Consider the following 11,523-nt stretch of genomic DNA (forward strand, 5'->3'; position numbering starts at 1 on the left):
CGGCCATGCTGCCGGCCTTCCGGCAGTTACTCGTCCTGTAGCATTGTTGTTCCCCCGCATCCACCCCATGAGAAGTGCCGCCAGAAGCTGGCTGCCCATGGGCGATTCATTCCAGAAATTTTTTGATTGAGATCCTGATGCCACTGCCAAAATTACCGAGCAAGCCAGCCACCATCCTGGCCACCCAAGATTACCCAACCGCAGGCGCAGCGCGCCCGGCCACCAAAACCCCGGCAGCCAAGAAAGTGGCTGCACCGATCATTGAAGCGGCGATCGCCGAAGTTGCCAAGCCAGTCCGCAATGCGGCCACGAAGATCAAGCAAGTGGCGGCCCTGATGGTCGCCAAGCCGGTACAGGCGCCCGCACCGGCGCCAGTGACCGCAGCCCCTGCTCCTGCCGCGAAAACCAAGCCGGCAGCCAAGGGCAAGGTCACGCCGCTGAAATCCGTCAAGCAAGTCGAGCAGCCGCATCCGGCCAAGCACAAGGCGGTCGAAGTCCAGCTCAAGTCGTCCGCCAGCCGCGCCGCCGATCAGCGCGGCATCAGCAAGCTGTTCGTGCTCGACACGAACGTGCTGATGCACGATCCATCGTCGCTGTTCCGCTTCGAGGAACACGATGTGTACCTGCCGATGATGACCCTGGAAGAGCTGGACAACCATAAAAAGGGCATGACGGAAGTGGCGCGCAATGCGCGCCAGGTCTCGCGCACCTTGGACGCCCTGATCAGCAACACGGATGACGACGCCATCGAGCACGGCATCCTGCTGTCCAAGCTGGGCAACAAGGATGCCAAGGGCCGTCTGTTCTTCCAGACGCGCCTGCAAAGCGCCGACCTGCCGGCTGGCTTGCCAGTAGGCAAGGCCGACAACCAGATCCTGGCCGTCGTGCGCTCGCTCGAGTCGGAACAGGATGGCCGTCCCGTCGTGCTGGTGTCGAAAGACATCAACATGCGCATCAAGGCGCGCGCCCTGGGCTTGCCAGCCGAAGATTACTTCAACGACCATGTGCTGGAAGACACGGACTTGCTGTACTCGGGCATCGTGCAATTGCCGGACGACTTCTGGAACAAGCACGGCAAGGACATGGAATCGTGGCAGGAAAGCAAGAACGGCTACAGCTCCACCTTCTACCGCGTGACGGGCCCGTTCATTCCATCGTTGCTGGTCAACCAGTTCATCTACCTGGAACCGAAAAACGGCGAAACGCCGTTCTATGGCCAGGTGAAACAGATCAACGGCAAGACGGCCGTGCTGCAAACCCTGCGCGACTTCAGCCACACGAAGAACAATGTATGGGGCGTGACGGCGCGCAACCGCGAGCAGAATTTCGCGCTGAACTTGCTGATGAATCCGGAATGCGACTTCGTCACCCTGCTGGGCCAGGCCGGCACCGGCAAGACCCTGCTGGCCCTGGCCGCCGGCCTGGCGCAGGTGCTGGAAACCAAGCTCTACAATGAAATCATCGTCACCCGCGTGACGGTGCCGGTGGGCGAAGACATCGGTTTCCTGCCAGGCACGGAAGAGGAAAAGATGTCGCCATGGATGGGCGCCTTCGACGACAACCTGGAAGTGCTGAACAAGTCCGACTCCGATGGCGGCGAATGGGGCCGTGCTGCAACGCAAGACCTGATCCGCTCGCGCATCAAGATCAAGTCGCTCAACTTCATGCGCGGCCGCACCTTCGTCAACAAGTTCCTCATCATTGATGAAGCGCAAAACTTGACGCCGAAACAAGTCAAGACCCTCGTCACGCGCGCCGGTCCCGGTACGAAGATCCTGTGCCTGGGCAACATCGCACAGATCGACACGCCGTACCTGACGGAAGGCTCGAGCGGCCTGACCTACGTGGTCGACCGCTTCAAGGGCTGGACCCACAGCGGCCACGTCACCCTGGCGCGCGGCGAACGCTCGCGCCTGGCCGATCACGCCAGCGAAGTGCTGTAAGTGGTAGCGGGCGGCGCGAGCTGCCCAGTCATTCGAAAGCCCCGGCTGCAGCGATGCAACCGGGGCTTTTTTACGTTTGCAGCGCCTGGCGGCCGCCCCGCACGGCCATGCGCCCCGCGCAGCGGACTATCTCCAGGATTTCAAGCGATGCTTTTCTAGACTCGAAAATAGACACGCCACACAATCATTGTTCGGTAAACCGCCAGACGGTCAATCCATACAGCGAGCCCAGATTGTCCATTTCCTCGTTCTGTTGATAACGACGCAGTTCCGGCACCACATCCAGCGACTGCCATAACCCGGCCTTGGGACAGGGATCGCCAGCCTTGGCGCGCAGCTCGTGGGGTGCCATTGGGTCGGCGCCTTCGGGTGCGTAATCCTTTCTTGCCTGCCTGGCGAAATCAACCAGATCCTTGGGATAGAACTGCGCGCTGGCATAACTGCTGTCGTCGATGTCGAGTAGAAAGGTGATGGCTGCGGCTTCCCAGGACCAATAGCCCCAGAAGGAAATATCCCGCGTATGCGCATCGTAATAAGGCTCGCGCCGGCTGGCGTGGTACCAATCTTCCAAATACTCGGCCATCAAAGCAGGACGATCTTTTTCCGATGCTGAAAAAATTTTCAACGTCTTAAAATATGGCAAATGTCGTAAACAAGAGTCGGGTGGTTCCGGTCTGTTACTGACAAAGAACCCAAGCATCCGCTCCAGCATCCCATCTTTTTGATAATTATTAAAATCAATGATTGGCACTAAAAGTGGAATTTTATTACTCCAACCCAATAAAATACCAAAACACATCATCCTATTTACGCGCTCAAAATCTTTTCCAGGCAATTCGAAATGTGGAAAACCCTTATCAGTTTCTGATGTTTGCCGAGAATCATAAATATTATTATACTTAGCATAGGATTCCCAATAATTCAGCACTTCTGGATAAAAACCTCTTATTTCTTTAATTTCAATTCCAGCACTATACTGAACAGAGAGGAAATCTATTGCATCCCAAGACCGTCTTCGGCTGGCTATCATAAGTCTAACAGGTTCAATTTTACTCAGATGAGTTTGACTTTTATTTAGACTCTCGCCCACAACATCAAAAGTCTCCACTATATCCTCATACTTTTCCTTATAAATATCATATGATAATAATTTCTCTCTTTTCTTCTCAAAAAAATCGCTGAGCTCAATAATTTTTCTCATAAATTAAATCCACGTTTTATTTGTTCATGATATTATCTGGAATATTCAATATCAACTGTATTGCATGCTTACTCCCGTTTGATTTTTTGTGCTGCGCCAATTGCCTTCCAGTTACCAAACAAATCCAGCGCTCATAAGGATGCCTACAATTTTTATCAGATGCTTGGTATTTCTCATATTTCCTTATCAGCCTTTTAATAACCATACCTTGCGCTGTTAGATTTTCTTTTTCAAGAGCATCGACAATCCAGGTGTGACTCATCTGGGCAGCCAGCTTTGTTTCACGATTGGCTTTGTTCAGTCCGCTTCTTATGCTACCCGTATTCCCAGAACGTCCCACATTTACGATCTTATCGGCATACTCATCGCGCCCATCATTATCAAATATATTAGGTCTTTTATTTTTCAGAGGATTGGCAGCCTCATCTTCTCGCAATGCATTAAATTTTTCCCTCATTTCATGAGGCAACGCATTGATCAAGCTAAAGGAATCAAAGATGCTTGACTTTGTTTCACCAACTACAAATGGTTGTATTAAATTCAGGGGATTTGACCACAGGTGATCAAGGCCGTTGTGCGACATGCTGTGTTCTTCAGTTAGGACACCCCCATTATTGGCTTTATGAAAAGAAATATGCTTGTTTTTCACCGAGTAGTCAGTAATGTGTTCCGCAGGCACCCCGCTACGCCAATTTTTCTTTTTCTCGCCTTTTTTCTTGGTATTAACCTTGGTGGTATTCGGCGTGGCCTTGTTTTCCTTCGCGTCCTTGTTTTTCTTCGCCAGCAGTTTCTTGTCGGCCCCTGCGGCGACCTTTCCTTCTTTCTTGGCAACGGTCGTGGCCACGTCCTGTCCCTCTTGCCGCACGACCTTGCCCGAGGTCGTCCCTAGCGCGGCCGTGGTGTGGGGAAGTTCATTTCCCATCATCTTCGCGTGCACTTTTTTCAGGTCGGCAAACGCATCGTCGATCATGCGCGGCCCCTGCTTCTGCAATGCCTTGAGTTCGCCGATGAGCTGCCTGATTTCCGGGCCGCCGGCCATGGCTTTAATCACCCAGCTGTCGATGCCGTCGATGAAGGTCTCGATGGCACTGTTGAACAGGCCTCTGCTATCCTTGCTCAGCGCGCCCCAATCGATCTTGCGCATGAATTTTTCAACGTTGCCGCGCAGGGTGGGCGACACCGCTTCAAGCACGCGGCCGAAATGGCTGCCTTGCTTCATGAGTTTAAAGCCCACTTTCAGACTGTCGCCCACTGCCGGCACGCAGCCGACCAAGGTGATCACCAGTTCCACCCAGCCGCCCACCGCCGCCGGCGACCTGGAAATCTGGATCACGCCAAGGATCAGATCGCGCGCATCCATAGCCTGGCCGACGCCCGGAATCACGCCGAGGATGCCAGTGACGATGATGTGCGATGGCGAGGACCCTGCACCTGTCACCAGTTCGGCCAGCCAGCCGCCGATACCGTCGTCGGCTTCACGCAAGGCGCGTCCGGCTGGCGAAACGATATTACTCATGCCTGACCCTCGCCATTGTCGTGCCGTTCACGATAATTTTTTTCAGCTTCCCTGTCTTCAGGCGTCTCTTCATCGGCATAGCGGTAATCGTCATAGTGGAAATCGTATTCCAGCGTAGTGCTCCCCGCGCCGGGCGGTCGCTCAGCGGCCATTTCGGCTAATTCATCAGGAAAATAGTTATCTTTATAATATGCATCTTCCTGCGCCAGATACTTTTCGAGGACGGCTTGCGCCTCTTCATCGGTACGCGGTTTGGCGCCGATCACCTGATTGGTTTTTTGTTTCTTGCGCGGTTCGGCGTCCCGTTCATCCTCGCCGTACAGCACCACCGCACCGCTGTTCGGAATATCGTCCAGGCGGGCAAAGCCATGCGCATCCAGCTTGCCTTCCATCGTGACGCCATTGGCAAACAGGAGCCTGTACGGTGCGCCAACCATGGGTTGCAGATCGTCCCAGCGGTAATTCAGTTCCAGGAAATTTTTAGCCTGGCCGGCCTGCGGCAGATAGGGCAGCTTCGCTGTGCTGCTCGCCGGCCCTGTCAACTCCTTCATGCTGGCCTTGAACTCCATCTTGCCCGGCCCGTGGATCTCGATATTGCCGCCTTCGAGTTTGATGCAGGCGTCCTGCACCGTCATCAACACGTGCTGCTTGGCCGCGATGGCGACGCTTTTGGCGGTGCTCGTCACAGTGACCGCCTTGTCGGCGGTCAGGCGCGTTTCGCCGGACTGGCTCTGGCTGCTGACCTTTCCGCTGGCGGCATGCAGCCTGATGCCGGTTTCCTGGTTCGGCTTGCCGGCGTCGCTGGCCTTGCCGTAGGTGAACAGGCTGATGCCGGACTGTACAGCGTAGAAATAGTTGCCTTGCGCGCCAAAGTTGATGTCCTGGCCGGCCACGATGCTGGCGTTATTTCCGGCGCTGAAGATGGCATGGGCCGGCGTGGTAGCGGCGATACCAGCCGGGCTGGACAGTTGCAACAGCGGCGCGCTGTAGGCGATGGCCTGTGCCTCGCCGCTGCTGTCGGTGGCCTTGAGCACGTCTATGCTGTGCCGCATTTGCTGCAGCGCAGGCAAGGCGTCCGGCGACGCTTCAGCCTGCTCATGCTCGTCCTTCAGGGCGGCGTTGTGTTTTTGCGCCGTTTGCGCCAACGTCACTTGCAGCGCCAGGCTGTGTGCGATTTGCGCCACCGCCTCGCTTGCATCCATCAGGCTGCCGCCGCTGCGCTGATGCGTCGACAGCAACAAACCTTGTCCGGCGCGCAGCGTGGCGCTGTGCTCGGTCTTCAGTTCGGCGCCAAAACCTGCCGGCGCCAGGCGCTGGTTGTCCGTCTGGTGCCGCAAATGCCCCAGATTCAGTTCTGCCGTACCCTGGTGCGCGGCGGCGTGGCGTTGCAGCGACAGGCGAGACTGGCCGGGGCTGTCATCGAACACCAGCTGGCTGTAGGCGCCGCTGCCCAGGCCGCTGCTGCTCATCGTTTGCGACTTGATGCCGGATAAGGCCGCCGGATGGGCGTGGCCAGCCGCGATGCCGGGAAACCAGGCCGGGGCGTTGCCGGTCGCTACGCCAGCGCCTTGGACCACCCGGTTTTGCTGCGCGTCCGGCTGGCCCTGGCCGTTATAGACCGTGCCGATGACGACCGGACGATCGATGTTTCCTTCTAAAAAATCAATCACCACTTCCTGGCCGACGCGGGGCACGGCATGGCCGCCCCAGTTGGCGCCCGCCATAGACGCCAACGTCGTTGCCACACGCACCCAGGTACCGGCGCTGTCATCGCCGGGCGCGCCGGTATGGCTATCGGCATGCGGGTGTGGCAGGCGGCTGTGGCTGAGCGTGCCCCGCTGCCAGTGAAATTGCACCTTGATGCGATGGTCGCGATCAGTATGGATCACGGCGCCGGGAGGCCCGACCACGATCGCCGTCTGCTGCCCTGCCACGGTCGGGCGCGGATGCAGCAGACGACCGTGCTGGTCTGCGCCTGTGGCGCGATAAGGAACACTGCGGCGGATCGCATCGATGCGGTTACGGTAGAGGGGCCGCTCGGCGATGCCCGCCACTTGGTGCAGGCTGCTATCCTGCTCCTTGCCGATCGCCATGGCCAGCGGACAGGTGCTGAGTCTCTCCGTGATGCTGGCCTGCAAGTCGGCACTCAGGTTGTTGTGCATCAAATGGACCGTGCGCACGATCAAAAAATGGCGTTCGTCGTCGCCGGCCGCGTCGAACAGCGCATGGCCGTGCAAGCTGAAAGTGGTGCCGGGCGACAGCGTGCGCATGGTGCCGGCGCCGACGTGGACCTCCTTGCCGGCCTGTAGCGCTTGCAACTGCCTGACGGCGATGCGCTGCCCCTGTTCGCGCGACGCGTAAGCATAAGCGCCCGGCGCGTCACGGCTGAGCAAGGTCGTGCCGGATGCGTCGCCATGGGCGGCGACCGGGCACTGATCCAGTGAACGGTAATCCCAACTGCCCATTTCGATGGCATTGGTTTGCTGGCGCCACTCGGTGCGCCAGCGGTCGATGCTGTCGACCTTCATCACGGCGCCCGGCTGGGTAAAGTTGACGGCGGACTGGACATTTGGTGGAAACGCACCATTGTGGTCCGCGATGACCAGCGTGTGGCGGCCCAGGGACGGGCTGCTGGCGTCGCCCGTATGCTCAAAATAGTAAAACAGGCCCTCTTCCAGCATCAGCCGTTCGGCAAACGCCAGGTCGCTTTCCTGGTACTGGGTGGTCAGGCTGCGTGGTGAATACACGGCGCGCTCGGCAATATCGAAGCGCCATGCGGGTGCCAGCTTGCCTTGACCCTGGTACGCGGCAAAGAGCGCGTCGAGGATATCGCACACGGTCAGGTCCTGGAACACGCGGCTATCCCGGCCGCGCGCCAGGAACGCTGTCCACGGCTGCACGGCCAGCTGATAACGCGCCAGGCCACCATTCGCGCCAACCCGTTCGACGGCGGTAATGTGGCCGTGAAACGGGCGCCAGTCGTCGGTGCTGGTGGCGGTCAATAACTCAAGCAGAACGGGCTGACCGATCAGTGCGCGCAGAGAGATGGAGGCATCGGTGGACAGGGCCGCTATCTGAAACGCGAACCCTTGGCTGAGCCCTTCCTCGCCGCGCACACATTCGGCCAGCAAGTGGTTCTCGCCCAATGGCGTGGTCAACCGCAGCAATCTGGTGGCTTGCGTGAAGCCCGCAAGCGGCGAAGTGAGCATCGGATACTCCCAATTGGCGGTCTCCCGTCTGAAAATTACTAAATATGCATCCTTATTAAAGACATTACACCTCAGAATTATTTTTCTAGCAAGAGTGATTCAATTGAAATCCGCGCTGCCAGACGGGGTAGTCGGCCTCGCCCGCACACGGCTTTGCGCTGGTGTTCGCCCTGTTCTCGTTGAAACTGTGCGCCTTCAACCTGCTGCCGTTTGCCGGCTTGAACGGGGGACAGGTGCTGCTGGCCATCGCGCGCGGCGGCAAGCCCTTTGTGGCGTGGGAAGAGGCGGCGGCAAAATGGCTGTTGCTGCCGGGGCTGGCGATCTTGCTGGCGTGGCTGGCGGCGTTTGCCTGGCATGGCTGGAAAAGCATGGGGATGTAGTCGGCTGGCGCTATTCTTTTTTGCCGACCTGTCGTATGCTCGCACCACTATCCCATCCAATAAACGCGACCGGCCAAGGAGAGCGCATTTTCTCATTCGACACCTGCGGTACGCAGCTGGCCCTGTGGGCAATCGGTGCCTACCAGCGCTATCTGTCGCCCCATAAAGGGTTTTCCTGCGCCTACCGCGTGCTCACGGGACGCGACAGCTGCTCCGTGTATGGCCACAGGGTCATCGCCCGCCATGGCTTGCGGCCGGGACTGTCCCTGCTGCGGCGCCGCTTGCACAGCTGCAGCGCACACCACCGCCTGCACCAGGCCCAGCACGCCAGGGGCCGCAGCGCGCGCCATCGGGCGCAGGCAGGGTATTGCGATCTGCCGGTCCCCGATTGCGGCGACTGTGCCTGCGACTGCGCCGATATCGCCAACCTGGCCGATTGCACCTGGTTAGGCCGCAGCAAGAACCCGAAGTGGTTCCGCAACGACTATGCAGCCAGTGCCGCATTGAAACGACAGCAAGAGGAACACCGCAAGAAGCTGCGGCAAGGGCGGGATGCGGGCAACTGAAATTCATACATTCACTTACAAATGAAATATTCATTCATGAAATGAATAATATCCATTATCACTGTGAATTGGCGGGAAGCGGGACGACGGCCTATACTCATGCCGTCTCCCCTACACTGCGTCCCATGCACACCCAGCTCAGCCCGCACACACTGCGGGCTTTTTGTTCCCGGCATTTGCCACTTTGCCATTCCACACAATGGTTTTTCAATAACAAGAACAAGGCACGGCTTTCACCGCCAGCCCAGCACCCGACAGGGAGCCCATCATGATCGTGCGCGAGCGTCCTTCGGCGCTGCGGCTGTTCCTGGTGGTGCGCGGCTCCGTCCTGCCGCGCATCCGCACCACGCTCATCGTCAATACCCTGATCGCCACCCTCGTCACGTGGTGCCACGGCACCTTGTTCGACCACAAGGTCATCCTTACCACCATCCCGTTTACCCTGATCGGCTTGCCGCTGGCCATCTTCCTGGGCTTTCGCAACACGGCCGCCTACGACCGCTACTGGGAAGCACGCAAGCTGTGGGGCGAACTGGTCTTGCGCAGCCGGAATTTCTCGCGCCAGTGCCAGACGATGATACGCGGCGACATCCCTGCCCACGCCAGGCTTGGCCTGGAGGACGTGCGCGTGCGCATGATTTACCGCACCATCGCCTTTTGCCACGCGCTGCGCCACCAGCTGCGCGACACGCGCGGACCAGCCGACTTGCAGCCGCTGCTGCGTCCGGCCGAATGGGAAGCGGCTTGCCAGGCCACGAACCCGTCCGACTACCTGATGCTGCAGATGGGCCACGACCTGGCCGACTGCGTCCGGCAAGGCCGCATCGACAGCATCCTTGCCACGCAAATCGATAACACGGTCTCGGCCATGGTGGGCGCGGGCGCTTCTTGCGAACGCATCCGCAGCACGCCGATTCCCTTCTCGTATTCGCTGCTGCTGCACCGCACGGCCTATCTGTACTGCTTCCTGCTGCCTTTCGGCCTCGTCGATTCGCTGGGTTTCATGACGCCATTCGTCGTCGCCATCGTCGCCTACACCTTCTTTGGCCTCGATGCGCTGGGCGACGAGATCGAGGAACCGTTCGGCGAAGACGCCAACGATCTGCCGCTGTCGGCCATGTGCCGCGCCATCGAAATCAGCTTGCGCGAATCCGTGCAGGATGAAAACGTGCCGCCGCCCATGCAAGCCGTCGATTTCCTGCTGAATTGATCCACATGCCAGCTTTCCCCTTGACCTTACCATCGGGGGAAGGCTTACAGTGGCAGCACTTAATCATTCAAGGAGTGCTTGCCATGTATCAGTTACAAGTTGAAAACATGAGCTGCGGCCATTGCGTCGGCTCGGTCACGAAAGCGGTGCAAGGCGTCGATCCGCAAGCCCAGGTGCAGATCGACCTGGCCAGCAAGCGCGTCACGGTGGAGTCACCGGCCGAACTGGGTGCCATCAGCGCGGCCATCGTGGAGGCGGGCTACCCCGTTACCAGCGCGCAATAAACAGCAAGGACACGACAGCCGGCCAATGCGCCGGCTGTTTTTGTTTATCCGTCCAGTTCAGGGTAATGGCGGAAGATGCCTTCTTCATTGAACGGGATCCTGCGCTTCGACTTCAGGTAACGGGCAATATTCGGCCGCGCCGCCACGGCGTCATGCAGGTCAGACAAGGCAGGATATTCGGGCGCCAGGCGCGCCATGGCTTGCGGAAACGCATAGTGCAAACCGGCCAACATCTGGAACAGCGACAGGTCGCCATACGTGAGTCTTGCACCCACCAGATACTGGCCGCGGCTGCGATTATTCAGCAGGACCTGGGTGAAATAATCGAGGAATTTGGGCAAGCGTGTTGCGCGGAAATCCGCACTGCGCAGCATGGCCGCCTGCTGTTGCTCTTCGTAATACTGATTCATCGACAGCGGATGGTGCGTGTCGTGCACTTCCGTCAGCCAGTCGGCCATCGTCAGTTGCAGCTGGTTCAGCCACAAACGGCCGCTTTCCGCGCGGGGCGCCAGGCCCAGGCGCCGGCCCAGGTACACCAGGATATTCGTGGTCTGGCCGATCAGCATGTCGCCGTCGCGCAGCACGGGCGGCGCGTAGGCGGCCTGAAGCGTGCTGTCGCCATCGAGGCAGGCCAGCATGGCTGGCATGCCCTGCCCCGCGCGTTCAGGCAGGCGGGCGATATCGCGGTAATCGGCGCCCGCCTCTTCCAGCGCCAGGCGGATGAATTCTCCGCGTCCCTGTATCGTGGGCCAGTAGTACAGTTCATAGACCATACACACCTCCGTTGATTTACATCAATGGCAACAGGCTTTCGCTTCCGTGTCACCGGCCAGTCCCAGGCTTTGCAGGATGGGGCAATCGGGCTTGTCGTCGCCGTGGCACGATTGCGCCAGGTGGGCCAGGGTATCGCGCATTTCCGTCAGTTCGGCGATGCGCTGATTCAAGTCCGCCACGTGGGCCAGGGCGATGCCTTTCACGTCCGCGCTGGCGCGCTGGTCGTTTTGCCACAGCGACAGCAGTTCGCGGATCTGTTCCAGCGAAAAACCCAGGCCCCGCGCGCGTTTGATGAAACGCAAGGCGTGCAAATCGTTCGGCGTGTAGATGCGGTAACCGGCGTCGCTGCGCGCGCTGGGTTTTAGTAAGGTAATGCTTTCGTAATAGCGTATCATTTTTGCCGATACGCCCGTCTCGCTTGCCGCCTGGCCGATATTCAT

General features: G+C 58.8%; 10 protein-coding genes. 5 read left to right on the forward strand and 5 right to left on the reverse strand.

Annotated elements, in window-relative coordinates:
• Positions 1-137 precede the first annotated feature (137 nt).
• Positions 138-1,943 carry a PhoH family protein gene (locus tag O0879_RS12030; RefSeq protein ID WP_289916634.1) on the forward strand — a complete coding sequence of 602 codons (1,806 nt, stop codon included), beginning with the start codon at positions 138-140 and terminating at the stop codon, positions 1,941-1,943.
• A 184-nt stretch (positions 1,944-2,127) separates the two neighbouring features.
• On the opposite strand, the gene O0879_RS12035 is transcribed toward O0879_RS12030, so the two are convergent.
• From O0879_RS12035 to tssI, 3 genes are read right to left on the reverse strand one after another with little or no spacing between them, the layout of a single operon-like run.
• Positions 2,128-3,144 (reverse strand): PoNe immunity protein domain-containing protein, encoded by a 1,017-nt coding sequence (locus O0879_RS12035; protein ID WP_289916636.1) that lies wholly within the window; start codon positions 3,142-3,144, stop codon positions 2,128-2,130.
• Between the two features lie 16 nt (positions 3,145-3,160).
• A complete protein-coding gene (locus O0879_RS12040) occupies positions 3,161-4,660 on the reverse strand; it encodes a hypothetical protein (RefSeq protein WP_289916638.1) in 1,500 nt (499 codons plus the stop codon).
• Positions 4,657-7,869, reverse strand: a complete 3,213-nt coding sequence (gene tssI, locus O0879_RS12045; protein ID WP_289916640.1) for a type VI secretion system Vgr family protein — start codon at positions 7,867-7,869, stop codon at positions 4,657-4,659. Before tssI ends, O0879_RS12040 begins: the two co-directional genes overlap by 4 nt.
• Positions 7,870-8,030: 161 nt before the next feature.
• Here tssI and O0879_RS12050 point away from each other — a divergent pair, with 161 nt between their 5' ends.
• From O0879_RS12050 to O0879_RS12065, 4 genes are all read left to right on the forward strand, one after another.
• Positions 8,031-8,249: a hypothetical protein gene (locus tag O0879_RS12050; protein WP_289916641.1), complete on the forward strand. Its 219-nt coding sequence runs from the start codon at positions 8,031-8,033 to the stop codon at positions 8,247-8,249.
• Between the two features lie 35 nt (positions 8,250-8,284).
• The gene (yidD, locus tag O0879_RS12055; RefSeq protein ID WP_289916643.1) at positions 8,285-8,815 is read left to right on the forward strand and encodes a membrane protein insertion efficiency factor YidD; all 531 of its coding nucleotides are present in this window, start codon (positions 8,285-8,287) and stop codon (positions 8,813-8,815) included.
• 268 nt (positions 8,816-9,083) lie between these two features.
• Positions 9,084-10,025 carry a bestrophin family protein gene (locus O0879_RS12060; protein WP_289916645.1) on the forward strand — a complete coding sequence of 314 codons (942 nt, stop codon included), beginning with the start codon at positions 9,084-9,086 and terminating at the stop codon, positions 10,023-10,025.
• A gap of 83 nt (positions 10,026-10,108) precedes the next feature.
• Positions 10,109-10,309 (forward strand): heavy-metal-associated domain-containing protein, encoded by a 201-nt coding sequence (locus tag O0879_RS12065; protein ID WP_077407505.1) that lies wholly within the window; start codon positions 10,109-10,111, stop codon positions 10,307-10,309.
• 44 nt (positions 10,310-10,353) lie between these two features.
• Here O0879_RS12065 and O0879_RS12070 read toward each other — a convergent pair whose 3' ends face one another.
• Complete coding sequence (locus tag O0879_RS12070) at positions 10,354-11,082, reverse strand: glutathione S-transferase (protein WP_289916646.1); 729 nt, start codon at positions 11,080-11,082, stop codon at positions 10,354-10,356.
• 21 nt (positions 11,083-11,103) lie between these two features.
• Positions 11,104-11,523: a Cu(I)-responsive transcriptional regulator gene (gene cueR, locus O0879_RS12075; RefSeq protein WP_289916648.1), complete on the reverse strand. Its 420-nt coding sequence runs from the start codon at positions 11,521-11,523 to the stop codon at positions 11,104-11,106.

The organism is Janthinobacterium sp. SUN120, from assembly GCF_030397735.1.
GTDB classification, from domain to species: Bacteria; Pseudomonadota; Gammaproteobacteria; order Burkholderiales; family Burkholderiaceae_D; genus Janthinobacterium; species Janthinobacterium kumbetense.